The organism is Larkinella bovis (assembly GCF_042655385.1).
In the GTDB taxonomy this organism is placed as follows: Bacteria; Bacteroidota; Bacteroidia; order Cytophagales; family Spirosomataceae; genus Larkinella; species Larkinella bovis.
Window position 1 is genome coordinate 1352357 of sequence record NZ_JBHSMA010000001.1, and the last position, 24610, is coordinate 1376966.

The window sequence follows — 24610 nt, forward strand, 5'->3', positions numbered from 1 at the left end:
CTGTTGCCTGATCGGTGAGCTTACTTTTCAACAAACCAGGTGACCCGGGTTCCGTTGGGAAGCCAGGGTTCGGGTTCCCGATTCAACCGTAACTCGATCAGTGAGGTTGTGAAGGGTTCGAACAATTTTACGTCCCTGTTTTTAAGCAGCTCATCCATATCAAAAACCGCCGTCCATTTCTGGGTCGCACTCTCGCGCTCGTTCTTGTCTTCCGGCGCATCGATATGGCCGTAATACCGCACCAGGTCCGTTCCGGACGAGGCAATGATTTCAATCCGGAGCCGGACGAGTTTTTCCAGATCCAGGTCTTTCAGGTTGAAGTGAAAACTCCGCAGACTTTTATCTCCACTGTAGGTGTGAACATCGACTTCGATGGGCTTCAGGTCCCTGGGGTTCTTTTCATACCCGGCCTTAAACGTCACATGGTAGTCCGTAATGGCATCGTCCCGTTCATCGACCGCCCGCACCAGAAACTGCTGCCAGGGCGTCATTTTCCGCAGGGTAGTCCGGGTTTGTTCAATAGCCGCCCGGTTCCATTCGGCATACTCCTCACCCGTCGACACCTTCAGGGCTTTCACGACCAGCTCCACCAGTTCGTCGGTCGGTTCTTCAATAATCGACCCGTGATTGAGGTCGGCAACCGGGATAAACGGAATGCTCAGGTTGCTGCGGTGGTCGGTTTGCCAGTCGCCAAAATGCACGCGCTGGGTAGTCGTATCCTGATCTTCGTCCACGGTCAAATTCAGCGTAATCTTCCGGGTATTCAACGAGCAGCCCGCCCAGCGAACGGTACCATCAGTCCCCTTGGGATTGGTCACCAGCCCCTGAAGGCCTCCGTAATTATCGGCGCCACAAAACGTAAAGACGTAGGGCGTATCCGGGTCCGGCCCGTAGAAGACCTTCCGGGAAAGTAGATCCTGGTGGGCCAGGTCCCAGGTATACCGGCTGGCCAGTTCCAGACCATCCAGAATCAGGTCACCGGCATCCATGAAATCGGGGCCGAGTTCCCGGTTTCCCTTGAAAATCGCCCCCAGCCAGCTCCGGCCTTTGTGCGCCAGGGGAGAACCAAAACTGGCGGGAGCCAGCGCAATCAGGCGTTTCAGGCGCTGTTTTCGTTTGTCCTGTTTGGCGTAGGTGGTCAGCCAGGCCCGAATGACCAGCATCCCGGTCGAATGCACAATGGCATCAAACGGCTCATCGGCGGATAAACCCGCCCGCAACCGCAGGGCCCGGTCAAAGCCCTCCGCAATGTCTTTGATGGTGACCTCATTGGTCAGCGACCGATACCCGCAAATGTGAACATTGGAAACATCCAGCCCGTGCCGGGTTAAAATTGTTTCCCACCGTTTGAAGGATTCGGGCACGTCCGAATACCCGTGGATCAATACAATCGGATGACTCATGAGGAAAAATAGCGCTAGGTTTAGTACGGTTTTTGTTAACTCCTGTGCCCCGGCGGGCGTAGGGCGGGCAGGAATGTACAAAAATAAAAACCGGCAAAATTTTTCTATTTATTTAACGGCAGACGATCGCCCACCGGCGGGGTTCCGGTGGCGGCCCATTGCAAAACCGCCCGTTCATTCGTGCATTTCGGGCTTCCGTATATACCTTTGTGGCAATTATTTTTCGGTAACGTATGTGGTATTTCAGTGTTCGGCAGAGTGAGTTGACCAACGACCAGTATCAGGCGCTCCAAAAAAAGGCGGTTTTGACCGAAGTAGAAATTTTCAACGAACCGTTCCACAATCTGTGTCTTTTCGAAGTCGAACGGGAACAGTACCGGCATTTTGTCGATGCCCTAGATCTGGAAGGGTTGGCCTATGAAGTGGATCGGGGGCGGCCAACCCGGCAGGAATTATTAGCAAGAATGCGGTAATCGGGGAAACCCCAATTACCGCATGTTGTGGAATACGTTCAGCACATCCTCGTCCTCTTCAATCCGTTCCAGAAGCTTTTCGACATCGGCCATTTCGTCCTCGCTCAGTTCTTTCATGTCGTTCGGAATGCGTTCGAATTCGGCCTGTTTCAATTCAAAGCCTCTTTCTTCCAAATGCTTCTGAATGGCCCCAAAGGCCGTAAATTCGCCATAAATGACGATCTGGTCGGCTTCCTCGTCCAATGAAATTTCGTCGGCACCGAAATCGATCAGTTCCAGTTCCAGCTCGTCCAGATCAATGTTTCCCGCCGGAATGCGAAAAACCGACTTGCGGTCGAACATAAAGTCGAGCATCCCTGAGGTGCCGAGCGCCCCCCCGCATTTGGTGAAATAACTCCGCAGGTTCGCTACCGTCCGGTTGATGTTATCGGTGGCGGTTTCCACCACAATCGCAATTCCGTGCGGGCCGTAGCCTTCGTAGGTAATTTCCTTAAAATCTTCCTGTTCTTTCGACGTGGCCCGCTTGATGGCCCGTTCCACGTTTTCTTTCGGCATGTTAGCCGCCCGGGCGTTCTGAATAATCGCCCGCAGCCGTCCGTTCGAATTGGGATCGGGGCCACCGCTTTTTACAGCCAGGGCAATATCTTTTCCAATCTTTGTGAAGGTCTTAGCCATCATCCCCCACCGCTTAAACTTTCTGGCTTTCCGGTATTCGAATGCGCGTCCCATCGTTAGAGTGATGAGTTAAAAGTTAAGAGTTAAGAATTACCACTGACGAATAATTCATAACTCATAACTCCTACCTCTTAATTGTTTTTAACACTTATTTCTTCTTCAAAATCAACTTCAATCTGATTCCGCATCAGGTCGTCGAACGTTTCCCGCCGACGAATCAGGTACGGTTTTCCGTCAAACACCAGCACTTCGGCGGGCCGGAACCGGGAGTTGTAATTGGAGCTCATGCTGAACCCGTAGGCACCGGCATTTTTCAGGGCCAGCACATCGCCGGGGCGAACTTCGTTCAGGGAACGGTCCCAGCCCAGGGTGTCGGTTTCGCAAATATAGCCCACCACACTGTAGGTTTTCGGCTCGCCCGCCGGATTCGATACGTTCACAATTTCGTGGTACGCATCGTACATCATCGGTCGAATCAGGTGGTTTAGTCCGGAATCTACCGCCACGAACGTCCGGGCCGGGTTTTCCTTGACAATATTAACATTGACCAGCAACACCCCGCTTTCGCTGACCAGAAACTTGCCCGGCTCGAACCAGAGTTCCAGCTGACGACCGTATTGATGGCAGAAATCCTGAAACGCGACGGTTACTTTCCGGCCCAGTTCCACAATATCGGTGCTGTGATCTCCTTCCCGGTAGGCCACTTTAAAACCGCTGCCAAAATCGAGAAATTGCAGATTGGGGTAATCACTGGCCAGTTCAAACAGGACTTCGGCGCCATTCAGGAAAGCATCGGCATTTTTAAAATCAGAGCCGGTATGAATGTGCAGCCCGATGATCGGGATGCTGTACTGCTCGACAAGGGCGCGAATCTGGTCCCGCTGCGCGATCGAAATCCCGAATTTGGAGTCAATGTGGCCGGTCTGGATTTTCACATTCCCCCCCTCCGAAATATGGGGGTTGATCCGGATCCCGACCGGTTTCCGGTCGCCATACTGCTGCCCCATCCATTCCAACAGCGGCAGACTATCGACATTCAGCCGAACACCCAGATCGAGGGCTTCCTGAATTTCGGTAAACGACACCCCGCTCGGCGTATACATGATCTGCCCCGGTTCAAAACCGGCCAGCAGTGCCAGCCGGATTTCGTTGGTCGAAACCACTTCGATATCAATGCCCCGGCTGCGCATCAGTTTCAGAATCGAAACATTCGTCAGGGCTTTGGCCGCGTACTTGATTTTTAACGGCACACCACGGAATGCCGCCTGAAGCTGCCCGATTTTCTCGGCAATTTTGTCCGCATCGTAAACGTATAAGGGGAGGCCAAATTCTTCGGCCATGTCCAGCACATTGACGCCCTGGATTTGATAACGGTTTTGTTCAAGCTGCATAAGCAGGATTTCAGCACAAATTTGAGGTGCAAATATAGGCAAATTTATGCCACTTCCGGCAACCACCTTCCGGTGCGGTTTTAAACAATTTGCCGGTTTTCGGGTTCAAATCATACTGACATCGCACTAAAAACCATGAAAACGATAACCCTTCTTGCCGCCGGACTGCTCTGGTGTTCCGTGCAGGCCCAGGCTCAAACTCCGTCGCCCAATGCCCATGCGCCCGAACAGGCATCGGAAACGTTTCCGCAGGGCGAACCCACGGCCCGAATGGATTCTTTGAAAGGCAAACTGGTGAAAGGCACCCAGTCGAGCCGCAACGCCCGGCGGGGTTCGGCCGTGCAGTCAAAAAGTACGGTGGTGAAGAAAAAAACCACGAAAACCGTGAAAGCCAGGAAGCCTTCTGACTCCTAAAGATCGCTAAAAATGCGCCAATACAACGTCCTAAGCTACTTTCTACTCCCGGAAGTAGCTTTTTTTTGTCTAAAGAGGTGATTTAGCAGGCAATATGTTTGCCAACATCAATTTATTCGTATTTTTACTTCGACCCTTTTGGTTACTGAATATCTCCACGACCTTGAAGCGTTCAAACTTGCCATTTTCGGAAGACGTGCTGGTGCGTAAACTCCAGCAGCGAGAGGAGCAGGCATTTCACTTGTTATACGATCAGTATTCACCGGCTCTGTTTGGCGTAATTTTGAAAGTAGTACGGGACGAGGAAGCCGCGCGTGACGTTTTACAGGATTCCTTTGTTAAAATCTGGCGCAATATTCCGTCGTATGACGCTCAGAAAGGACGGTTATTTACCTGGCTGCTTAACATTGCCCGCAATACGGCCATCGACGCGGTTCGGACGCGTCATTCGGGCCAATCAATCCAAAACAGTACTGAAATCGTAGATAGTGTTGATCTCCATCAGCAAACGTATCAACCAGGCATCGATACACTTGATTTACCCGATAAGGTCAATCAACTGAATCCTGACCGCAAAATGGTCATTGATCTGGTCTACTTTTACGGATATACCCATGAAGAAGTAGCGGAAAAATTGAATTTGCCCCTCGGTACTGTCAAGACACGGGTTCGGTCCGCTTTACAGGAATTGAAGAAGTTATTCGACTGATGAACACGAAAGAATACATCGAGTCAGGTATACTGGAGGAGTATGTACTTGGTACGGTCAGTCCGCAGGAGAAGCGGGAAGTCGAGTGCCTGTCGAGTATCTACCCCGAAATCCGGCAGGAGTTGGACAAGCTCTCGGTCGCGCTGGAACAGTATGCCGAAACGTTACGCCGTGATCCTCCATCGGAAGTAAAAGCCCGGTTACTGAACGAGCTTGAATTTGGCGGTGCACACCCCGAAACCGCCGAAGCACCAAAAGCCTTTCTTGACCCCATCGATGAACCCGCGGACGCAGTCGTTCAGCCTTTGTATGCCGACGATGAGTTTAAGAATTCCAGACCCACCTACCGGATTACCTGGATGGTGGCAGCCTCCCTGGGCTTAATCGTCCTGGTTTTTGCCTATTTCCTGTATTCCCAGCTCCAGTCAAGCCAGCAAACACTGAGTTCGCTACGCACCGCCAACGAGCAGCTCATGAATGAAGTCCGGGAGTTTCGCGCCCGCCAGGCGCAGTCGGACCAGTTGCTGGCGATTCTGAAAGAACCGGGTACCCGCGTGATTCGCCTGAATCCGGCGGATAGCACCACGACAAACCTGGCAACCGTATATTGGAATACGTCTACCGGTCAGGTTAGTCTTGAAATCGACTCCCTTTCCCAACCAGCGGAAACCCAGCAGTACCAGCTCTGGGCGATCGTAGATGGGAAACCCGTCGATGCCGGCGTTTTCGAGCTGGAAGAAGGGGTTAAACTGGTTCATCAAACTCATAAATTTCTGCGGGTCCATGCGTTTGCCATTACCCTGGAACGACGCGGAGGAAACCCAACCCCCACCCTATCGGCGATGGTGGTGGTGGGCAATGTTAATTCATAGCCTTCCGGATAACGAACGCACGGGGGGCCGTCAAAACCACCCTTTGGAACGTCGAATGGCGTCATTCCTACGGTTTTGATCCTGCTGGCACCGTAAAAACCGCCGGATCGATTCGGTCCGAAAAGACACCTTCGGCTGCTTTCGTGGCGTTTTTCAGGACAAACTATCCCCCGAAATTATTTGTTAACTCCCCATGAACCACAATCTTTTTTTCGGAGCCTTGTGTGGGCTGGTGCTCACCGTCTCCGTTGCCTCCATCTCCCTGACCAAGGTCGCCGATGATAACAGACCGCCTAAAGTGGTGAAAACCGAAGCGGAATGGAAGAAGATTTTAAGCCCGCAGCAGTTTTACATTTTGCGGCAGCAGGGCACCGAACGGCCCTTTACGAGCCCGCTGGTCGATAATCACGACAAAGGTGTTTTCAAGTGTGCCGCCTGCAAGACGCCGGTTTTCAGGTCCGAGAACAAATTTGAATCCGGAACCGGCTGGCCGAGCTTTTACCAGCCCTTTTCGAAAGACAATGTGGCGGAGAAAAGTGATCGCAGCCACGGAATGATCCGAACCGAAGTGGAATGTGCCGTTTGTGGTGGCCATCTCGGGCACGTTTTCGACGATGGCCCCAAACCAACCGGTCTTCGGTATTGCATAAACGGCGCAGCCCTGACGTTCGAGAAGAAATAAGTAAACCTAACTCGCTGGTTTTAAGCCAGCCCGGGTGCCGGGCTGGCTTTTATCATATTATATCGTCTAAATTTCCGTTATATTTGCTTGAAGGACGGATTGAGCAATCCGTCTTTTTTGCGTACGTGCATTCATTTGTATTTTCAGGCCCGACGAACGTCCCGGCTTGTCGCCGATTATTTCGGTAGAAATCCGGATTCGCCGAACAACTTTTAACTGACAAAACACCTGGTATGAGTAAACTCTGGGGGCAGCTTCGTACCCTTTGGCAAGGCATCACTGGCTTTTTCAGTTTGCTGAAAGCACGATTTCGGCAACTAATCTACCGCCTGATGTCGGGGCTTTTTGGAAAAGAGCGTGTCGATTCACTGACCGGTTCCTACCGAACCACGCGGCAACGGTACCGGAACTGGCTCAGCGCCCGCTTCGCCAGCCGGTCGCTGGGATTCCGGATTTTCTACCATACGGCCAAAGTACTCATTTACGGTTTTGTTCTGGCGCTTTTTTATATCCTGATCCTGGAAACCAACTTCCTGTACCTGACGGGCGAAATGCCCAGCGTGGAGGAATTGAATAATCCCAAAGTTTCCCAATCGTCGGAAATTTACTCCTACGACAACGTGATGATCGGCCGTTTTTTCACCGAAAACCGGACGCCGATCAACTACGAGGACCTGCCCGCCCCACTCATTAATGCCCTGATTGCTACGGAAGACGTGCGGTTTTACGAGCATTCCGGGATCGACACCCGCAGTCTGGGCCGGGCCGCATACGGCGTCCTGACCGGCAACAGCGCCGGGGGAGGCAGTACGATCACGCAGCAACTGGCCAAAAACCTCTTTAAAACCCGGCGCCGTCAATCGCGGGGTCTGTTGTACAATGTTCCGCTGATCCGGACGGTCATTCTGAAAACCAAGGAGTGGCTGATGGCCATTAAACTGGAACGGAATTTTTCGAAGGAGCAGATCCTGACGATGTATTTCAACACGGTGGATTTTGGCAGCAATGCGTACGGAATCAAAACCGCAGCCCGGACGTATTTCAGCAAATCACCCGACAGCCTGAACGTGCAGGAAGCCGCCGTTCTGGTCGGGCTACAGAAGGCGACGACAACGTATAATCCGCTGATCAAACGAAACTTTACCAAGTCGCGAAACCGCCGGAATGTGGTCATTTCGCAGATGGCAAAATACGGTTTTCTGACGCAATCCCAGGCCGACTCCATCAGCAAATTGCCGCTCGTTACCCGGTTTAGCCCCGACAATCCGTATTCCGGCCCCGCCAATTATTTCAAGAATGCGGTGGTCGATGTCGTAAAAAAATGGGGGGAAGAAAACGGGTATGACCTCTACACCGACGGTTTACGCATCTATACGACCGTTGACTCCCGGATGCAGGCGCTGGCCGAAGAAGCCATGGCCGAGAAAATGAAGCAGTTGCAACGGATTTTCGATAACCACTGGGCAGGCCGGAATCCCTGGACCGATGAAGATGGTAAGGAAATCCCGGATTTTCTGGACAAAGTGGCCCAGCGAACCGAGCGCTACAAGGCGTTACTCCAAAAGTACCCCAATCAGCCCGATTCGATCCGGTACTACATGAAAGTGAAAAAAGACAGTATGACGGTTTTTTCCTGGAATGGTCCGCAGAAAAAATACATGACCCCCATGGATTCCATCGCCTACTACAAACATTTTTTGCAGGCCGGTCTGGTTGCCATGGACCCCCATACCGGTTTTATCCGGACCTGGGTGGGCGGCATCGACTACGAATTTTTCAAGTACGACCACGTCAAACAGGGAAAACGACAGCCCGGTTCAACCTTCAAGCCGTTCGTCTATGCCACAGTGATCGACGATTCGACCATCAACCTCGGCCCCTGCGACCGTCGGCGCGATGAGCCCTTCCGCAAGGAGTACATCAACGAAAAAGGGCAACAGGACTATTGGGCTCCCCGCAACTCAACCGGTACTTTCTCCTATTCCAACATGACGCTCCGGCGGGCCATGGCACGGTCGATTAATTCGGTTACTGCCCAGTTAACCAACGACGTGGCAACTCCCCAGCGGGTGGTTGAATACGCCCACCGCATCGGCATCAAGAGTCCGCTGGCGGCCGTGCCTTCGATCGGCTTGGGATCGTCAGACGTGTCCCTTTACGAAATGGTGGCCGCTTACTGCACATTCGCCAATAACGGCATTCATACCGAACCGATTATTGTCACGCGGATTGAAGACCGGGAAGGGAAACTCATTGAAGAATTTGTACCGGAAAAGAAACAGGCGATTCGTCCCGAGTCGGCCTTCCTGATGTTACACATGCTGCGGGGTGGCCTGGAAGAATCGGGCGGAACGTCCCAGAATCTGTGGTCGTATGATCTGTTCAAAAACCGGAATCAGGTGGGTGGCAAAACCGGAACAACCTCCAACAACTCCGACGGCTGGTTTATGGGCGTTACCCGCGACCTGGTGGTGGGAGCCTGGGTCGGTGGCGACGACCGAAGTATTCACTTCCGAACCACGGACATGGGTGAAGGTGCCAAAACCGCCCTGCCACTCGTGGGTCGGTTTCTGGAGAAAGTATACCGCGATAAATCCCTGAAACTGTACCAGGGTCCATTCGACAAGCCGACGGTCAAAATCACGAAAGACTACCTGGGTTGCCCAGGGGGCGATCCGGAAGAGGACGACATGGAATCGGATTCACTGGATGTTGAAATACCGACGGATTCGCTCTTTATCGTACCGGCGGCTCCTGAGCAGGTAGAACCGCCCGATAGTACGCGGACTCAGTAACCTTCACGCATTCAGGTCAGCCTTAGCGGGTTGACCTTTTTGTTTCCGGTTTCCGGAAACAACCCCCGCATCCCGGTGGTTATCACTACATACCATCAACGCAGACTCATGACACCCTCCCAAAATCCGAACCTCCATCCGGTGAAGGACACGGCACCTTTGCAGGCTATTCCCTCGGGGATGGACAACGATCCGAATGCAGATGAGGAAATTATTGACCAAACCGGACCGGATTCCAGCGCCGACGAAACCGGGTTGGAAACGAATGCCAACGCTGTCGGCCGGATTCCGTCGCAACAAACCGATGATCCGGCCAGTGACGAAAATCTAAACGAAAAGATCGCTTACGCCCTGCTGGGGGCAGAACCCAAAAAATAGGTAAGAGTTAAGAGTGATGAGTTAAGAGTTAACGTGCGTCAGCCAACCGCCGGGCGGCCCCGTCATCACTCTTAACTCATAATTCTTAACTCCTTTAAACCGTCTCTTTATACTGCATCCGGTAGAGATTGGCGTAGGTGCCATCCCGTTGAAGCAGTTCTTCGTGCGTGCCCTGCTCGACAATCTGCCCTTTATCGACCACAATGATTTTGCTGGCTTCCCGAATCGTCGACAACCGGTGGGCAATGACAATGGCGGTTCGCCCTTTCATCAGTTTGCCAATCGCCCCCTGAATCAGTCCCTCGGTTTCGGTATCGACCGACGAGGTGGCTTCGTCCAGCACCATGATGCGCGGGTTATGCACCATGGCCCGGACAAACGAAATCAACTGCCGCTGCCCGACCGACAGCGTCGAACCGCGTTCCATCACGTTATAATCGTAACCGCCCGGCAACCGCTCAATGAATTCGTGAACGCCCACCAGCTTGGCGGCTTCAATAATACGTTCCCGGCTGATGGATTTATTGCCCAGCGTAATATTATTTTCAATAGTATCTGAAAACAGGAAAACATCCTGTAAGACCACGCCGATACTCCGGCGCAAGGCCTCCAGTTTATAATCGTGCACCTCCACCCCATCGATCCGGATTTCGCCCTGATTAATATCGTAAAACCGGCTTAGCAAATTGATAATCGAAGATTTCCCCGCGCCGGTGGCTCCCACAAAAGCGACGGTTTCGCCCTCCTTGACCGAAAAACTAATGTCTTTCAGGACGTAATTATCGTCATTATAGGCAAACCAGACGTTCTTAAACTCAACGTCACCCCGAATACGGGCGGGCTCGAAGGTGCCGGTATTCGGCGTAAAATCGTCGCTATCCAGTAATTTCAAAATCCGATCGGTGCTGACAATCCCCATTTGCAGGGTGTTAAACCGGTCAGCCAGCATCCGGATGGGGCGAAAAAACAGGTTGATGAACATAATGAACGCCGTCACCGTCCCGTACGTAATTTCCTGATTCAGAATCTCTTTGGCTCCGTACCAGACCACCAGTCCCGTTGCGGCTGCCGACAGAATATCGGCCACCGGGTAATATACCGAATAATACCAGATCGAGCGAATGTTGGCTTTCCGGTGTTCGTTGTTGATCTGTCTGAATTTCCCGGCTTCAATTTTCTCACTGCCAAAAATCTGCACGATGTTCATGCCGGTGATGTGTTCCTGCACAAACGAGTTCAGGTTGGCAACGGCCGTCCGCACCTCGTTGAACGATACCTTGATTTTCTCTTTAAAAATGTAGGTACTCAGTAACATCAACGGAATCATCGACAAGCTGATGGCCGACAACCGCCAGTCGGTATAAAACATAACGGCAATGATCAGCACCAGTTGCAGAATATCGCCCACAATGGCCGCCATTCCTTCGCTGAACACATCGGCCAGGGTTTCCACGTCGGAAATGGTGCGGGTCACCAACCGGCCGATGGGCGTATTATCGAAGAATTTCAGCCGGAGTTGCAGGACTTTCTCGTACAGCTGGACGCGGATATCACGAATAATGTGTTGCCCCAGCCAGCCGGAAAGATAGGTATTGAAAAACTGAATAATGCCCTGCATGACCAGCACCGCGATCATGATCATCAGCATGGTGGTCAGACCGGCATAATCGCCGGTGCCAATTTTGGAATCGATGGTATACCGAATGAGCAGCGGGCCCAGCGGAGCCAGAACCGCACTCAGCAGGATAATGAAAATGAGTCCGTAAAAATGAAGTTGATACGGTTTTACAAACGCATAAAGCCGTCGCAGGGTAATCCAGTCAAAAATCTGACCACTCTTAGTTTCGGTATTCACAGAGGCACGCTGGTTGGAAGGTTTTCGATGTAACAGAAATATTGCGTTAAGAGTTTAGAGTGAAGAATTAAGAGTTAAAAACTTCGTTTACTTTACAACTCTTCACTCTTACTTCTTACTTCCTTATGGAATGGCTGATGAGTCTTTGTCTGGGAATTGCCTTGAGTGCGTGTTGCGGATTCCGGATTTTCGTTCCGATGCTGGTGGCCTGTCTGGCGCTGAAACTGGGCTGGATATCCGTGGGCCCCGGTTTTGAATGGCTGAGCAGCTGGACGGCGTTCTTTGTGCTGGCAACGGCCACACTCCTCGAAATCGGCGCGTACTACATTCCCTGGCTCGATAATGCCTTCGACACCGTGGCTACCCCCATTGCCTTTGTGGCCGGAACGATCCTGACCACCTCGTTTGTCGAAATTGACATTCCGATGCTGAAATGGGGTTTGGGCCTTATCGCCGGGGGCGGCACCGCCGGTTTGATTCAGGCCGGGACCAGTCTGTTACGGATTGGTTCGACCGCAACGACCGGAGGTCTGGGCAATCCGGTTGTCGCCAGCGCCGAGAACATTGCCTCTTTCGGGTTATCGTTGCTGGCGGTTTTGCTTCCGGTTCTGGCGGCTTTTCTGATTTTTGTGATTCTTGTCTTTTTTATCCGCCTGATGCTTTCCCGGAAAAACCCACCCCGGCAGCGGGCCTGAAAACCGTCCGGTTTACGGCCAGGCGTTGCGCAAAAACCGCAGCCAGTTTTTGTAAAAAACATTTTCAATATCCGCCGGCGAATAGCCCCGCTTCGCCAGCAATCCCGTGAGTTTCTGCAAATCGGCAATCGTGTCCAGGTCGGTGGGCGATTGCTCCGTGCCGTAGGTGCCATCCAGATCGCTGCCAATGGCGATATGCTGACTACTGCCAGTTAGCTGGCAGATGTGATCGTAATGATCGATAATGGTTTCAATGGAAATCCCGAAATCGGCCGGATTGCTCGTCCGCTGCGTAAAACCGGGTTTCATCATCCAGGCATCGAAACAGCCGCCAATGACCGCGCCCCGTTCGGCCAGCTGCCGAATCTGGTCGTCGGAAAGTTGACGCTGGTGCGGAGCCAGCGTCCGGCAATTATGATGGCTGGCCCAAACCGGTCCTTTATATAACGAAAGTGCTTCCGAAAACCCCTCGTCCGTCAGGTGCGTCACATCCAGAATAATGCCCAGCCGGTCCATTTCCCGCACCAGCTCACGCCCCAGCGCGGTCAACGGGCCCGATAAACCGGTGCCGGGCGCATACCGCCCGGTGCTGTAGTGCGCCGGTCCCAATGCCCGTAAACCGTAAGCGTAGGCTTTTTCCAGGTACGACAGGTCAACCAGCGAATCCGCCCCTTCCAGGCTCAGGATGTAGCCGACCGGTTTCTGGTCATGGGCGACGGTTGGGTCGAGCCACAATGCCAGGTGTTGCTCCAGACCCGCCCGATCCCGGATCTGAATCATTTCGCCCGCATCCTGCATGGCTTCGTACCAGGCCCGCTGCGCCTGCGTCATGGCCCAGGCCTGGTGGGGCGAATTCCAGCCCGCTCCGGGCAGGTTACCGTTCGTCTGGTTAAACCGCGCAATCTGGGTGGCCACCACCAGCCCAATTTCCCCGCGCCGAAGATCGGGCAGCGAAACCGTTCCTCTTCCGCGATCAATCTTGTCGGTCATTCCCGCTTCCTGCGCCCGGATTTCGTGGGCAGACAGCCGGTAATCGCGGTTCCATTCGAGGGCGTTCAGGGAAATATCCAGGTGGGCATCAATTAAAAACATAGCAGGCGACGTTCAACTCTATCAAACTCCAAGTGTTATTTTTCCCGGTTCCAGACTTCACTCACCTTCCCACCGGTCGAACTTTGGCCCCGGTGTAGCCAGTCCTCGCCTTTCAGCTCCGCGTCGAAGGGCAGCGACCGCCCGACCCGGCTGTTATCGCGGGAAAAGAATTCGATGGTTTCGGTGTATTTTCCATCCTTGAAGGTGTAGGTACCTCCGCCGGTACCCATGAACTGTTTGGTCTCGGGGTTAATGGCCGCCCACTGAAACCGGGTGCCGGTCAGTAGTTTCAGGGTTTTCCGGGCTGTACGCGGGCGTCGGCGGATTTCGCCGGTATCGGCAATGTTTCCCGTAATCCGCCAGAGACCGGCCAGGGGCGTCTGGGCCGCTGGCTGATCAAAACGTTCATAGGTATCCGTTCCGGAAGGGCTACTCAGCACCAGCCGGTTGTTTTTGAGCGATTCGATGGTAAGCGTTTGGGAATTACCAACCTGCGTACTATCCTCCGTATTAAATTCCAGGGTAATTTTCAACTGTTTTCCATTGGTTTGATAGGTTCCGCCCTGCGCGCCGAGGTACTTGTTCGGCTCGTAAAATGCCCCCATCATGTAGCCTTCCGAAAGAACAAAAACGACCGACGGCCCACTGCTATCGACCAATCGCCAGGCCCCGGCGAGCGAGGGAGCCGCCTGACGCGATGCCGTAGCAATCCAGGCCGTTACTAAAAGCAGAAGCAACGATTTTCTTTTCATAGCTGGTTAGGATTTAGTTCGTCTTTCAGAATAAAAGTCCGTTTTGGGAAATATACACGAAATAACTACCCAAAATGAAAAACGGCGATTCCCGCCCGCAAATTTCCTGAAAGTCGATCAGGGACGGGAGGAAAAGTATAAAAACAGGCGGTAAGGTGCTGAGTTTTTGTGCGGTTCCCTGGCCCGAAAACCGGCCTTTCCGGCCACCATTTTGGGGGCATTCCGCTCCTTTTTCGACAAACGGGATTTTTTTTCTCACAAATTGCCGCCAAGTCAAAACATTTTTCGCACAGCACAGTTACCCTCGTACAAAACCACAAAACTCCTCGTCATGATACTTCAGGAAATGGCCGTTTCCATCAACCGTGCAGAAAACCGTTTCGAGCTTGAAATGGAAGGAAAACTATCGTTTATCACATATTTTCCGAAAGATGACCAGACGCTGGTCCTGACACGCACCAAACTTCATCCGAATCTGGTTCATAACGGCGTTGATTCGTTATTGTTCAGTGGGATGTTGGAATACATCGAGAAGCACCGACTCACGATCATTCCCCTCTGCACACTTTTGGCGGCTTATCTCAAGCAGCATACCGAATATCTCCATTTACTCAATCCGGAATACCGGATCAAGATGAAATAACGGTTTCGGCTACGTCCTTTTCCTGATCATTTCCGCTAAATTTCCAAACCTGATCTTTTTTTACGACCCACTATTTCGACCCAGCAGAGGCCTTGCGCAGTTGCCGGGTTGTTTTTCGGGAACCGTCGTGGCTCCAGCCCGGAGGACCAAACAGGTAATGAACGGCGTTGCGCACCGAGCCCGCCCGGATCACATCCCGACCGATGTCCACCCATTCGTGGAAGGCAATTCGGATGGGATTGTGGGTGTCAATGTTTTTGGTTAGTCCGTAGGTGGGCCGCTCCTCTTCCACCTGAAACGTCCCGAACAGCCGATCCCAGATGATCAGTATGCCGCCGTGGTTTTTGTCCAGGTACTTCAGATCGGAACCGTGGTGAACACGGTGGTGGGAGGGCGTGTTAAAAACCGCTTCGATCCCTGCCGGAAACCGGTGAATATATTCGGTATGAATCCAGAACTGATACAGTAAACTGATGGCCTGCATGGTCATGATGGCTACCGGATGAAACCCGAATAAGGGCATCCAGATCCAGAAAATAAACGCCCCGCTCAGGTTGCCGGTCCAGGTTTGCCGCAAGGCCGTGCTCAGGTTGTATTTCTGCGAGGAATGATGCACCACGTGTGACGCCCAGAAATACCGGCTGCTGTGACTAATCCGGTGAAACCAGTAGTAGCTGAAGTCGTCGGCCAGAAACAACAACAGCCAGGCCCATCCATTCGTCAGATCGACCGTAAAAAACCGGTATTCATACCCAAGCGAATAGGCACCAAACACCACGAGTTTGCCCACCAGGCCGATTATCACGTTCCCGATCCCCATGGACAGGCTACTAATCGTATCCTTCGTTTCGTAATAATCGTGCTGGTGAATGGCATTAATGATGACTTCCGCCAGCAGCAGAATTACAAAAGCCGGGATTGCGTAATGAATCAGATTATCCATCGATCTGTCTGAAAGCTATGCTAAAGATACCGGTTTCCGGCAAACGCATCAAGCGACGACCCACCACGACAGGGCGTAGCTGTCCCCTAAAACAATCCGTAAATATGACCAAAAAACCGTTTAACCCGATTTCCTCCTCGAAATGTAACTTTTAAAAGTTTCAACGTCTCAAGGGAAACGCTTCAAAACGAAGCAGAAAATCTACAACCAGCTAAGAAAATGAAAAAGTTAATGATGAGTCTGCTGATGTCAGCCCTAACAGTCATCGGCGTTTATGCCCAGAGCGGAACGGTACTGATATACGGTTCCATTGCCGCCACCTCCCAGAAATCAGCGACCGGCGTAAAAACCAGTAGTTTCACCGTCTCGCCCGCCGTCGGCTACCAGTTCAACGATCACTGGACCGCCGGTTTGACCCTGTCGTCCCAAAGCTGGAAAAACGGCACGAAATCGTCAACTCTGGGCGTTGGGCCGTTTATCCGCTATGCGGTGCCTCTTTCCGATATTTTTGCCGTTTATGGACAATTTAACGCCACTGCCCTGTCCGGAAAAACCGGTGATGTGAAAACCAGTGGGTTCGGGGGCACTTTCTTCCCGGCAATTGGTGTTAATATGAAAAATGGTTTTGCCCTGAACTTCAGCTTCGGCGGGTTGAGTTTCTCCTCCCAAAAACCGAAAGGAGCTTCAGCCAGTATTACGAACGTTGATTTCAATTTTGGAAGTGGCGCCGGATTTGGCATTTCCAAAAACTTTTGACATAAGGCTTAAGTGAGAGTAGAGTAGTATTTGTTGTTACTGTTTAGAAAGCCGTCTCCTTTTTAGGGGACGGCTTTTTTGTTTTCTTTGCGACCTTTGTGGCTTTCCATTTCTTCAACAAATTTTATGCGAATTGACTTACGAAGCGATACGGTTACCAGGCCGACGCCAGCCATGCTGGAGGCTATGTTCAACGCAGAAGTGGGCGACGATGTATTGGGGGACGATCCCACGGTTTTAGCCCTGGAAGAAAAAGCCGCCCGGCTGTTTGGCATGGAAGCGGCCCTTTTCTGCCCCTCGGGCACCATGACCAACCAACTGGCCATTCGGACGCACACCCGCCCCGGCGACGATGTGATCTGCGACCAGTTATCCCATGTTTACCTGTACGAAGGCGGAGGCATTGCCGTCAACGCGCTGGCGTCGGTGAGTCTGGCGCAGGGCGAACGGGGGAAACTGACGCCCGAACTCGTCCGCGAACACATTCAGCCCGACGATCTGCACAAACCGATCACGCGCCTGGTCTGCCTCGAAAATACCGTCAACAAAGGGGGCGGCTGTTACTATACGATTCCGGAAATTGCCGCGATCCGGACCGTCTGCGACGAACACGGGTTATTGCTGCACCTCGACGGTGCCCGCCTGTTCAACGCCCTGATCGAAACCGGCGACAGCCCGGCGGCCTACGGCCCGTTGTTTGATTCGATCAGTATCTGTCTGTCGAAGGGCCTGGGGTGCCCGGTCGGGTCGTTGTTGCTGGGAAAAACGGATTTCATCAAACAGGCGCGTCGCTTTCGCAAACTCATGGGCGGGGGCTGGCGGCAGGCCGGTTATCTGGCGGCTGCGGGAATTTACGCCCTCGATCATCACGTCAACCGGCTAAAACTCGACCACGCCCGCGCCCGCAGAATCGGGCAACTGCTGCTCGACTTACCCGAAATAGAAGCGGTTTTTCCGGTCGATACCAACATTGTTATTTTTCGACTGAGTCCGAACATCTTAGCGGCTGATTATGTTGCGTTATTGGCTGAGAAAGGCATTCTGGCTGTTACTTTTGGCAAGCACCTCGTCCGGTTTGTCACCCACCTGGATTTTACGGACGAACAGCTAGAGCAATTGGCATTAAAAATTAAAGAAGGGGTTATTACACAGAGTTAATCAGAGAACACCAGAGTTGATCAGCGTATTTACCTGATACCCCCTGATGTTCTCTGATTAACTCTGTGTAACAGTTTCAATACATACCATGCACATTCAAACCAGAACACTACAGAAGTCCGATTACGCCGACCTGAAAGAGGCCATGATTGAGGTCTATAGCGGCATTGGCGGGGATTATTGGGAAAAGAATCTCATCGATAAATTGCTGAAAATCTTCCCGGAAGGCCAGTTCTGCGTGGAAATCGACGGCAAAGTGGTGGCCTGTGCGCTGGCGATCCGGGTTAAATACAGCGATTTTGGCGATAGTCATACCTACGAGGAAATTACCGGCGGTTATACCTTCGATACGCACAATCCGAAGGGGAACTGGCTATACGGTATTGAATTGTTCGTTCATCCCGAATACCGGGATCTGCGGCTGGGCCGGCGGCTGTACGACGCCCGGAAAGAACTCTGCGAGTCGCTGAACCTGAAGGGAATTATGGCGGGCGGCCGGATTCCGAACTATAGCAAATACGCCGGTGAAATGTCGCCCCGCGAATACATCACCAAGGTGAAGCAGAAGGAAATTTACGACCCGACACTCACCTTCCAGCTTTCGAACGATTTCCACGTCAAGAAAGTATTGCGCGGTTATCTGCCCGGCGACAGCGAATCGCTGGAATACGCGACGCTGCTCGAGTGGAACAACATCTATTACGTCGACGAAAAGAAGAAAAAACCGCATACCGACTCCATCATCCGGCTGGGCGTGGTGCAATGGCAGATGCGGCATTTCCCGAACATGCAGGCCCTGCTGGAGCAGGTTGAATTTTTCGCCGACACCGTCAGTGATTACAAAGCCGATTTTCTGGTACTCCCGGAATTTTTCAATACGCCCTTGATGGCGGATTACAACGATTTACCGGAACCGGCGGCTATCCGCAAGCTGGCCGACGTCACGCAGGAAGTTCGGCAACGGCTGTCTGAACTGGCTATTTCGTACAATGTCAACATCGTGGGCGGCAGTATGCCCCTGATGGACGATGGAAAATTGTATAACGTCGCCTACCTCTGCCGCCGGGATGGTTCACACGAAGAATATCGAAAAATTCACATTACGCCCAACGAAGTCCGGCACTACGGTATGGTGGGTGGTAATGAAATCCGGGCCTTCGATACCGACTGCGGCAAAATTGGATTGTTGATCTGTTACGACGTTGAATTCCCGGAACTGGGCCGGATTCTGGCCGAACAGGGCATGCAGATTCTGTTCGTGCCCTTCCTGACCGACACGCAGAACGGCTACACCCGCGTTCGGCATTGCGCGATGGCGCGGGCCATTGAAAATGAATGTTACGTGGCTATTTCGGGCTGCGTCGGCAACCTGCCGCGCGTGGCCAACATGGACATTCATTACGCGCAATCGGCGGTTTTCACGCCCTCCGATTTCCAGTTTCCCAACAACGCCATCAAAGCCGAATCAACCCCCAATACGGAAATGGTGCTGCTGACCGACGTCGATTTGTCGTTGCTGAAAGAACTGCACGAACACGGTTCCGTTCAGATTATGAAAGACCGCCGGACTGACCTCTACGATGTAACCGTCAAGCGGAACGCCCGCACGAAAGCCGAAAAGAAAAAGGAGCTTTCGAACGAGGAGGAGCAGAAAACCATGCCGCCGGTTATTGTGGTACAATAAGTCTTAACCGTTTGCCAGAAAAAACCGTCGCTTTGTGAAGTGACGGTTTTTTTATGGAATCCTTTTCAAAGCTACCCGCTTTATTTCACGGCCTGATAGACCTCAATCGGCCGGTCGGTTGACATGATGTCGGCGCCGTTTTGGGCAAACGTCTTATAGACCTGATCCCCCCGGGCAATGGCGTGTTTGTCGAGATTCCCCAGCGTTCCCAGAATGCAGGAAATACCTTTGGCGTGCAGAAACCGGTACAATTCAGGCCTGGGTTCTTTCACCCCGACAAACGCTACCATATTGCGGTCGGGAATGCCTAGATCGTGCAGCCGCTGGTAATCTTCTTCCTTCATGATGGTGACGGACAGCATCAGGTTCGGATCCAGGCGGTACACTTCGGCGGCTTGCCTCGCGTTGTAGGTGATGACCACCGAATAATCGGCCGCCCCCGTCCGCCGAATCATCTCGACAACCTTGGCAAACGGCACATTTTTCTTCACATCCAGCGTATAAATCACTTTGCCTTTTCCCCAGCGCAACACCTGCTCCAGCGTCGGAACGCTGAATTTGGTAACATTGCCGAAATTATCTTCCAGCCGGTATGGCCGAATCTCGTCGTAGGTTTTCTCGATGAGCTTGCCGGTGCCGGTTGTGGTCCGGTCCAGCGTCTGGTCGTGCATCATCACCAGCACACTGTCGCGGGTCAGGTCAATGTCGCACTCAATGATCACCGGCAGCTTACTGGCCGCATAAGCGAAGGATTCAATGCAGTTTTCGGGATACCCTTTGATGTCGCCCCCGCCCCGGTGAAAGCTGATCATAGGCGTTCTTCCCGGTTTATAGCTAAAAAAAGTGGATAATCCACCCGCCGGAACCCGGTAGGTGTTGATGACGGTTTTGGGCGCACAACCAGCCAGCAGGGCCGTGGTTAGGCCCAGTACTAAAAAACGTTTCATGTTGGTGAAGTGGGTTAGTTGCAAAAGCAAGCCGTGCCATTTTTCACAATCTGGCACGGCTTAATCCAGTGACTCGAGAAGTCAAAGGTTGAACAGACTAAAGTCCATCTGTCGTTACGCTAGACGTTAATGTCGCCTACCATGGCTTCCGGTTTTACCCATTCATTGAATTGTTCTTCGGTGAGGTAGCCGAGTTTAATGGCGGTTTCCTTGAGCGTGCTGCCTTCGCGGTGGGCGGTCTGGGCAATTTCGGCGGCTTTGTAGTACCCAATTTTGGTGTTCAGGGCCGTCACCAGCATCAGCGAGTTATTGACATGCTTCGTGATATTTTCCTCAATCGGGCGGATGCCTTCGGCGCATTTGTCATTGAACGACACACACACATCACCGATCAGCCGGGCCGAATGCAGGAAGTTGTAAATCATCACCGGTTTGAACACGTTCAGTTCGAAGTGGCCCATCGCCCCGCCGAAGTTGATCGCGACATCATTACCCATCACCTGCGCGGCTACCATTGTCATGGCTTCACACTGCGTCGGGTTCACTTTGCCCGGCATGATCGACGAGCCCGGTTCGTTGTCGGGGATAAACAGTTCGCCAATACCCGCGCGCGGGCCCGACGACAGCATCCGGATATCGTTCCCGATTTTCATCAGGCTGGCCGCTACGGTTTTCAGCGCACCGTGCGATTCCACAATGGCATCGTGAGCCGCCAGGGCTTCAAACTTGTTTTCGGCGGTCACAAACGGCAGGCCCGTCAGGTCGGCAATGTGCTTGGCCACGTTTTCGGAATAATTCGGGGGCGTGTTAATACCGGTTCCGACGGCGGTACCACCCAGGGCCAGCTCGCTCAGGTGCGCCAGTGTATTCTTGATCGCTTTCAGACCGTGGTTCAGTTGGGACACATAACCCGAAAACTCCTGCCCAACCGTCAAGGGTGTCGCATCCATGAAGTGCGTCCGGCCGATTTTCACGACGTTCTTGAATTCTTTCGCCTTCGCATCCAGCGTATCCCGCAGTTTCTCAATGCCCGGAATGGTTACTTCAACGAGAATTTTGTAAGCCGCAATGTGCATGGCCGTCGGGAACGTATCGTTCGACGACTGCGATTTGTTCACGTCATCGTTCGGGTGCAGGGCCTTCTTTTCGTCGGTTAGCTGGCCGCCCTGCAACACATGACCACGATACGCCACGACTTCGTTGACGTTCATGTTCGACTGCGTGCCGGAGCCGGTTTGCCACACCACCAGCGGAAACTGATCGTCCAGCTTGCCTTCCAGAATTTCGTCGCACACCCGCCCGATCAGGTCGCTTTTTTCCTGCGGCAGTACGCCCGCATCGAGGTTGGTCAGCGCGGCCGCTTTTTTCAGGTATGCGAATGCCCGGATGATCTCGCGGGGCATTTTATTGATGTCTTGCGCAATTTTAAAGTTTTCAATCGAACGCTGGGTCTGGGCGCCCCAATACACGTGAGCCGGTACCTGTACCTGGCCCATTGTGTCTTTTTCAATACGGTATTCCATCGTGAGACTAAAGATGTTAGACTTAAGACAAGAGAGCCGACGGGTTCAACCGGCCCTTCCGGTGGCAAAGGTAGGGTACAGGCCCGAATGGTGGATAACAAAATGATATATTTGTCGCACCGTTACCCAATGTTGACTTTATTTACTCAAAAACCGTTATGCCCTTTCTTGTTCTTGACCTTGAAATGACCGGCCCCGAACCGGATTGGAATGAAATTATTCAGGTGGGTGCTGTTCTGTTCGATGATAACTGGATCGAGCGGGGCCGCTACCTGACAAATGTGTACCCCGAAAATGAAGAAGCGTTTTCCAGTTCGTCCGAAAAAATCCACAACCTCTCGCTGGCCGATCTGGAGGATGCGCCGATGATCTACGACGTGCTGCCGGAAATGGAGGAATGGATTATGGAGAAGCTGAACATCCGAAAAACCCAGCAAACCACCGACAACACGCCCTACCTGCGCGACGTCATCATCTGCGGCCAGAGCGTCATCAACGACATCAACTTTCTGAAGGAAGCCTACCGGCTGGAAAAGCTCAAGTGGCCCTACTCGCGTACGCTGGTCGATCTGCATACGCTGGCGTATTTCTCGTTCCGGATTTTGAAGAAAAACGGCAAACCGGTTCCTCAACGACTCAGTTTGAAAGACATCGCGGGCCATTTCGGTTTCGAACGGGAATCGGAACACCACAATGCGCTGGAAGATGCGATATTGACGGCGCAGTGCCTGAAAGAAGTTTTCAAGCTGGCGGATTCGCTGAAATTAGCTTAACAGCCGGTCAATCTCGGCGGTGACCGTCGCCCAGCGCTCGGCCCAGGTGCCCGATACATCGACGTACGGGATACCACGGTTTTCGAGGGCGGTTTTGAATCGCCCGTAGATTTCCTCCCGGCGGTGGCCCAGATCGCGCAAACCGTCGGCCACCCAGGGCACGTCGATGTTCAGCAGGAAATAGAGGTCGTACGGCACGGCTTTTTCCAGTTCGGCCAGCACCGGCGGGACGTCGTTCAGGTAAACTTCGGAATACAGGGCGGTTGTCACCACGTCCGTATCACAAATCAGCAGGCGATTTGCCCGGGGAACGGCTTTCAGGACGGTTTCAGTCTGGGCGTGGCCAATCCGGACGTAATCGTCCAGCGTCAGGGCGGCATTGGTCGTAATCATGTCCCGGGCCACCTCGTGCACAAAAACCGTTTGGTAATGCGCGGCCAGCTGTTCCGCCAGCGTCGTTTTCCCAACACTTTCGGGACCGTACAGACAGATCAACTTGATGTCTCCCATCATACGGCGGGCTGGTTATAACTCCGGTATTCCCGGGTGAAGTGATACGCGCCCAGGATGGCAATAATGCAATAAGCCGCGTATTCGATGCCGACGACTTTCAGCCCTTTCACGAAATACATATAGGCGCTAATGGCATCGACCAGCAGCCAGACGTACCAGGTTTCCACTTTCTTCCGAATCAGCAGAAACGTGGCCACAATGCTCATCACCGACGTGAACGAATCCAGATACGGGAAGGCGCTGGGCTTATTGAACAGAATCGGAAACCACTCGTGCAGATTCCCGGCAATGCTTCCGAACAAAACCGTTGCCAGCCCGCCGGCGATGAGAATTAGCCCGAATTGCTGACGCGACAACTGACTGATTTTCAACTCGCTTTTCTGATCCTCTTCGCCGGTTTTCGGGTGCGTCCACTGCCACCAGCCGATCCCGTTCGTGATGAAGAAGAAAATTTGCAGGAACATATCCGGGTAGAGCTGCACCTGATAAAACATGAAGAAAAACGTCGTCACGCTGATCAGACCGGCGGGCCAGCTCCAGATGTTGGCCCGCGACGACCACCAGGTTGCCAGCGCCCCAACAACGGTCCCGACGAATTCGAGGTAGCTCATCGGGTAACCGAGCACCGTAAAAAAGATCGAATCAATATCGAAGAAATCCCTCATCGTTTGAACTCCAGCCAAACCGGCCCGTGGTCGGAATGAATGGCATCAGGCAGGTGCCCGGAAGCCACAATACGGTCCCGGCAACAGTCGCTGACGGAAATATAATCAATGCGCCAGCCTTTGTTGTTCGTGCGCGCTCCGGCCCGGTAACTCCACCAGCTGTAGGCAACCTGGTCCGGGTTTTTGTACCGAAACGAATCGATAAAACCGCTGTCGAACCACTTGGTCATCCAGGCCCGTTCTTCCGGCAGAAAACCCGTCGTGTTTTTGTTGCGCACCGGATCGTGAATGTCGATGGGCGTATGCGCAATGTTGTAATCGCCAACCACAATCACGTTCGGACGGGTTTGGCGCAGTTCCCGGACGTACTCGAAAAAGTCGTCCAGAAACTGCATTTTAACGGTTTGCCGCACTTCGCCGGTCGTCCCCGACGGAAAATAGCAGTTCAGCAGCGTCAGGTCGCCAAAATCGGTGCGCAGAATCCGGCCTTCGCAGTCGTAGGCCGGAATGCCACAGCCCAGCACCACGTGGTCGGGCGGTAATTTGGAGAACGTGGCCACCCCGCTATAGCCTTTCTTCTCGGCCGCGTGCCAGTGATAACGGTAGCCCAGGGCCTCAAACGGCAGCAGGTCCACCACGTCGTGCGTGGCTTTCACTTCCTGAAAACATAGGATGTCGAACGGGTTTTTCGTCAACCAGTCGATCAACCCTTTGTTCAGCGCCGACCGGATACCGTTGACGTTGTAGGTCAGAATTTTAACCGTTTCGCCGGACGGTACCGGAGTAATTGCGTGTTCCATTGAATCAGCCAGTTCGAAA

The 24610-nt window shown here is 52.9% G+C and carries 25 protein-coding genes; 13 read left to right on the forward strand and 12 right to left on the reverse strand.

What is annotated here, in order from left to right; genetic code table 11:
* Window positions 1-20: 20 nt before the first annotated feature.
* Window positions 21-1403, reverse strand: coding sequence for an esterase/lipase family protein (locus tag ACFPMF_RS05665; protein WP_379842000.1), 1383 nt, complete (start codon window positions 1401-1403; stop codon window positions 21-23).
* A 233-nt stretch (window positions 1404-1636) separates the two neighbouring features.
* Here ACFPMF_RS05665 and ACFPMF_RS05670 point away from each other — a divergent pair, with 233 nt between their 5' ends.
* The gene (locus ACFPMF_RS05670) at window positions 1637-1876 is read left to right on the forward strand and encodes a hypothetical protein (protein ID WP_379842002.1); all 240 of its coding nucleotides are present in this window, start codon (window positions 1637-1639) and stop codon (window positions 1874-1876) included.
* Window positions 1877-1891: 15 nt separating this feature from the next.
* On the opposite strand, the gene ACFPMF_RS05675 is transcribed toward ACFPMF_RS05670, so the two are convergent.
* Together ACFPMF_RS05675 and lysA are read right to left on the reverse strand one after the other, a co-directional pair.
* Window positions 1892-2605, reverse strand: coding sequence for a YebC/PmpR family DNA-binding transcriptional regulator (locus tag ACFPMF_RS05675; protein WP_379842004.1), 714 nt, complete (start codon window positions 2603-2605; stop codon window positions 1892-1894).
* Between the two features lie 77 nt (window positions 2606-2682).
* Window positions 2683-3942, reverse strand: coding sequence for a diaminopimelate decarboxylase (gene lysA, locus ACFPMF_RS05680; RefSeq protein WP_379842006.1), 1260 nt, complete (start codon window positions 3940-3942; stop codon window positions 2683-2685).
* 135 nt (window positions 3943-4077) lie between these two features.
* Here lysA and ACFPMF_RS05685 point away from each other — a divergent pair, with 135 nt between their 5' ends.
* From ACFPMF_RS05685 to ACFPMF_RS05710, 6 genes are all read left to right on the forward strand, one after another.
* Entirely contained in the window at window positions 4078-4356 is a 279-nt protein-coding gene (locus tag ACFPMF_RS05685) for a hypothetical protein (protein ID WP_379842008.1), read from the forward strand.
* A 163-nt stretch (window positions 4357-4519) separates the two neighbouring features.
* The gene (locus ACFPMF_RS05690) at window positions 4520-5065 is read left to right on the forward strand and encodes an RNA polymerase sigma factor (protein ID WP_379842010.1); all 546 of its coding nucleotides are present in this window, start codon (window positions 4520-4522) and stop codon (window positions 5063-5065) included.
* On the forward strand, window positions 5065-5937 hold the full coding sequence (locus ACFPMF_RS05695; RefSeq protein ID WP_379842012.1) for an anti-sigma factor: 873 nt from the start codon (window positions 5065-5067) through the stop codon (window positions 5935-5937). The genes ACFPMF_RS05690 and ACFPMF_RS05695 overlap by 1 nt, the downstream gene beginning before the upstream one ends.
* Before the next feature lie 193 nt (window positions 5938-6130).
* Entirely contained in the window at window positions 6131-6619 is a 489-nt protein-coding gene (msrB, locus tag ACFPMF_RS05700; RefSeq protein WP_379842014.1) for a peptide-methionine (R)-S-oxide reductase MsrB, read from the forward strand.
* Window positions 6620-6852: 233 nt separating this feature from the next.
* Entirely contained in the window at window positions 6853-9414 is a 2562-nt protein-coding gene (locus ACFPMF_RS05705; RefSeq protein ID WP_379842016.1) for a penicillin-binding protein 1A, read from the forward strand.
* A 108-nt stretch (window positions 9415-9522) separates the two neighbouring features.
* Window positions 9523-9792 carry a hypothetical protein gene (locus ACFPMF_RS05710; protein ID WP_379842018.1) on the forward strand — a complete coding sequence of 90 codons (270 nt, stop codon included), beginning with the start codon at window positions 9523-9525 and terminating at the stop codon, window positions 9790-9792.
* 94 nt (window positions 9793-9886) lie between these two features.
* Here the strand turns inward: ACFPMF_RS05710 and ACFPMF_RS05715 are convergent, their stop codons facing one another.
* Window positions 9887-11647 carry an ABC transporter ATP-binding protein gene (locus tag ACFPMF_RS05715; RefSeq protein ID WP_379842020.1) on the reverse strand — a complete coding sequence of 587 codons (1761 nt, stop codon included), beginning with the start codon at window positions 11645-11647 and terminating at the stop codon, window positions 9887-9889.
* A gap of 125 nt (window positions 11648-11772) precedes the next feature.
* Between ACFPMF_RS05715 and ACFPMF_RS05720 the strand changes: the two genes are divergently transcribed.
* Window positions 11773-12342: a DUF4126 domain-containing protein gene (locus ACFPMF_RS05720; protein ID WP_379842022.1), complete on the forward strand. Its 570-nt coding sequence runs from the start codon at window positions 11773-11775 to the stop codon at window positions 12340-12342.
* Between the two features lie 12 nt (window positions 12343-12354).
* Here the strand turns inward: ACFPMF_RS05720 and ACFPMF_RS05725 are convergent, their stop codons facing one another.
* Together ACFPMF_RS05725 and ACFPMF_RS05730 are read right to left on the reverse strand one after the other, a co-directional pair.
* Window positions 12355-13434 (reverse strand): dipeptidase, encoded by a 1080-nt coding sequence (locus ACFPMF_RS05725; protein WP_379842024.1) that lies wholly within the window; start codon window positions 13432-13434, stop codon window positions 12355-12357.
* Between the two features lie 35 nt (window positions 13435-13469).
* Window positions 13470-14186 (reverse strand): membrane or secreted protein, encoded by a 717-nt coding sequence (locus ACFPMF_RS05730; RefSeq protein ID WP_379842026.1) that lies wholly within the window; start codon window positions 14184-14186, stop codon window positions 13470-13472.
* 331 nt (window positions 14187-14517) lie between these two features.
* On the opposite strand from ACFPMF_RS05730, the gene ACFPMF_RS05735 reads away from it, so the two are divergent.
* Window positions 14518-14829, forward strand: coding sequence for an N-acetyltransferase (locus tag ACFPMF_RS05735; protein ID WP_379842028.1), 312 nt, complete (start codon window positions 14518-14520; stop codon window positions 14827-14829).
* Between the two features lie 70 nt (window positions 14830-14899).
* On the opposite strand, the gene ACFPMF_RS05740 is transcribed toward ACFPMF_RS05735, so the two are convergent.
* Window positions 14900-15772 carry a sterol desaturase family protein gene (locus ACFPMF_RS05740; RefSeq protein WP_379842030.1) on the reverse strand — a complete coding sequence of 291 codons (873 nt, stop codon included), beginning with the start codon at window positions 15770-15772 and terminating at the stop codon, window positions 14900-14902.
* A gap of 219 nt (window positions 15773-15991) precedes the next feature.
* On the opposite strand from ACFPMF_RS05740, the gene ACFPMF_RS05745 reads away from it, so the two are divergent.
* From ACFPMF_RS05745 to ACFPMF_RS05755, 3 genes are all read left to right on the forward strand, one after another.
* Window positions 15992-16528, forward strand: coding sequence for an outer membrane beta-barrel protein (locus ACFPMF_RS05745; protein WP_379842032.1), 537 nt, complete (start codon window positions 15992-15994; stop codon window positions 16526-16528).
* A 126-nt stretch (window positions 16529-16654) separates the two neighbouring features.
* The gene (locus ACFPMF_RS05750; RefSeq protein WP_379842034.1) at window positions 16655-17686 is read left to right on the forward strand and encodes a threonine aldolase family protein; all 1032 of its coding nucleotides are present in this window, start codon (window positions 16655-16657) and stop codon (window positions 17684-17686) included.
* Window positions 17687-17774: 88 nt separating this feature from the next.
* A complete protein-coding gene (locus ACFPMF_RS05755) occupies window positions 17775-19370 on the forward strand; it encodes a GNAT family N-acetyltransferase (protein ID WP_379842036.1) in 1596 nt (531 codons plus the stop codon).
* Between the two features lie 80 nt (window positions 19371-19450).
* On the opposite strand, the gene ACFPMF_RS05760 is transcribed toward ACFPMF_RS05755, so the two are convergent.
* Both ACFPMF_RS05760 and fumC read right to left on the reverse strand, forming a co-directional pair.
* Window positions 19451-20317 carry a glycerophosphodiester phosphodiesterase family protein gene (locus ACFPMF_RS05760; RefSeq protein WP_379842038.1) on the reverse strand — a complete coding sequence of 289 codons (867 nt, stop codon included), beginning with the start codon at window positions 20315-20317 and terminating at the stop codon, window positions 19451-19453.
* 119 nt (window positions 20318-20436) lie between these two features.
* Window positions 20437-21840: a class II fumarate hydratase gene (gene fumC / locus ACFPMF_RS05765; protein WP_379842040.1), complete on the reverse strand. Its 1404-nt coding sequence runs from the start codon at window positions 21838-21840 to the stop codon at window positions 20437-20439.
* Window positions 21841-21998: 158 nt separating this feature from the next.
* Between fumC and ACFPMF_RS05770 the strand changes: the two genes are divergently transcribed.
* Window positions 21999-22613 (forward strand): 3'-5' exonuclease, encoded by a 615-nt coding sequence (locus ACFPMF_RS05770; RefSeq protein WP_379842042.1) that lies wholly within the window; start codon window positions 21999-22001, stop codon window positions 22611-22613.
* On the opposite strand, the gene ACFPMF_RS05775 is transcribed toward ACFPMF_RS05770, so the two are convergent.
* The 3 genes from ACFPMF_RS05775 to ACFPMF_RS05785 are packed head-to-tail and all read right to left on the reverse strand — an operon-like array spanning window position 22605 to window position 24591.
* Window positions 22605-23126 (reverse strand): AAA family ATPase, encoded by a 522-nt coding sequence (locus tag ACFPMF_RS05775; protein WP_379842044.1) that lies wholly within the window; start codon window positions 23124-23126, stop codon window positions 22605-22607. The genes ACFPMF_RS05770 and ACFPMF_RS05775 overlap by 9 nt on opposite strands.
* Complete coding sequence (gene pnuC, locus ACFPMF_RS05780; protein ID WP_379842046.1) at window positions 23123-23791, reverse strand: nicotinamide riboside transporter PnuC; 669 nt, start codon at window positions 23789-23791, stop codon at window positions 23123-23125. The genes ACFPMF_RS05775 and pnuC overlap by 4 nt, the downstream gene beginning before the upstream one ends.
* A complete protein-coding gene (locus ACFPMF_RS05785) occupies window positions 23788-24591 on the reverse strand; it encodes an exodeoxyribonuclease III (RefSeq protein WP_379842049.1) in 804 nt (267 codons plus the stop codon). The genes pnuC and ACFPMF_RS05785 overlap by 4 nt, the downstream gene beginning before the upstream one ends.
* Between the last annotated feature and the right edge of the window lie 19 nt (window positions 24592-24610).

Excerpts from the sequence above, each read along its gene's own strand:
- ACFPMF_RS05670 (WP_379842002.1), top strand. The coding sequence starts at position 1,637 with ATGTGGTATTTCAGTGTTCGGCAGAGTGAGTTGACCAACGACCAGTAT.
- ACFPMF_RS05745 (WP_379842032.1), top strand. The coding sequence starts at position 15,992 with ATGAAAAAGTTAATGATGAGTCTGCTGATGTCAGCCCTAACAGTCATC.
- fumC (WP_379842040.1), bottom strand. The coding sequence starts at position 21,840 with ATGGAATACCGTATTGAAAAAGACACAATGGGCCAGGTACAGGTACCG.
- ACFPMF_RS05705 (WP_379842016.1), top strand. The coding sequence starts at position 6,853 with ATGAGTAAACTCTGGGGGCAGCTTCGTACCCTTTGGCAAGGCATCACT.
- ACFPMF_RS05740 (WP_379842030.1), bottom strand. The coding sequence starts at position 15,772 with ATGGATAATCTGATTCATTACGCAATCCCGGCTTTTGTAATTCTGCTG.
- msrB (WP_379842014.1), top strand. The coding sequence starts at position 6,131 with ATGAACCACAATCTTTTTTTCGGAGCCTTGTGTGGGCTGGTGCTCACC.
- ACFPMF_RS05760 (WP_379842038.1), bottom strand. The coding sequence starts at position 20,317 with ATGAAACGTTTTTTAGTACTGGGCCTAACCACGGCCCTGCTGGCTGGT.
- ACFPMF_RS05750 (WP_379842034.1), top strand. The coding sequence starts at position 16,655 with ATGCGAATTGACTTACGAAGCGATACGGTTACCAGGCCGACGCCAGCC.
- ACFPMF_RS05685 (WP_379842008.1), top strand. The coding sequence starts at position 4,078 with ATGAAAACGATAACCCTTCTTGCCGCCGGACTGCTCTGGTGTTCCGTG.
- ACFPMF_RS05730 (WP_379842026.1), bottom strand. The coding sequence starts at position 14,186 with ATGAAAAGAAAATCGTTGCTTCTGCTTTTAGTAACGGCCTGGATTGCT.
- ACFPMF_RS05710 (WP_379842018.1), top strand. The coding sequence starts at position 9,523 with ATGACACCCTCCCAAAATCCGAACCTCCATCCGGTGAAGGACACGGCA.
- ACFPMF_RS05720 (WP_379842022.1), top strand. The coding sequence starts at position 11,773 with ATGGAATGGCTGATGAGTCTTTGTCTGGGAATTGCCTTGAGTGCGTGT.
- ACFPMF_RS05735 (WP_379842028.1), top strand. The coding sequence starts at position 14,518 with ATGATACTTCAGGAAATGGCCGTTTCCATCAACCGTGCAGAAAACCGT.
- ACFPMF_RS05770 (WP_379842042.1), top strand. The coding sequence starts at position 21,999 with ATGCCCTTTCTTGTTCTTGACCTTGAAATGACCGGCCCCGAACCGGAT.
- ACFPMF_RS05775 (WP_379842044.1), bottom strand. The coding sequence starts at position 23,126 with ATGATGGGAGACATCAAGTTGATCTGTCTGTACGGTCCCGAAAGTGTT.
- ACFPMF_RS05725 (WP_379842024.1), bottom strand. The coding sequence starts at position 13,434 with ATGTTTTTAATTGATGCCCACCTGGATATTTCCCTGAACGCCCTCGAA.
- lysA (WP_379842006.1), bottom strand. The coding sequence starts at position 3,942 with ATGCAGCTTGAACAAAACCGTTATCAAATCCAGGGCGTCAATGTGCTG.
- ACFPMF_RS05785 (WP_379842049.1), bottom strand. The coding sequence starts at position 24,591 with ATGGAACACGCAATTACTCCGGTACCGTCCGGCGAAACGGTTAAAATT.
- ACFPMF_RS05755 (WP_379842036.1), top strand. The coding sequence starts at position 17,775 with ATGCACATTCAAACCAGAACACTACAGAAGTCCGATTACGCCGACCTG.
- ACFPMF_RS05695 (WP_379842012.1), top strand. The coding sequence starts at position 5,065 with ATGAACACGAAAGAATACATCGAGTCAGGTATACTGGAGGAGTATGTA.
- ACFPMF_RS05665 (WP_379842000.1), bottom strand. The coding sequence starts at position 1,403 with ATGAGTCATCCGATTGTATTGATCCACGGGTATTCGGACGTGCCCGAA.
- ACFPMF_RS05675 (WP_379842004.1), bottom strand. The coding sequence starts at position 2,605 with ATGGGACGCGCATTCGAATACCGGAAAGCCAGAAAGTTTAAGCGGTGG.
- pnuC (WP_379842046.1), bottom strand. The coding sequence starts at position 23,791 with ATGAGGGATTTCTTCGATATTGATTCGATCTTTTTTACGGTGCTCGGT.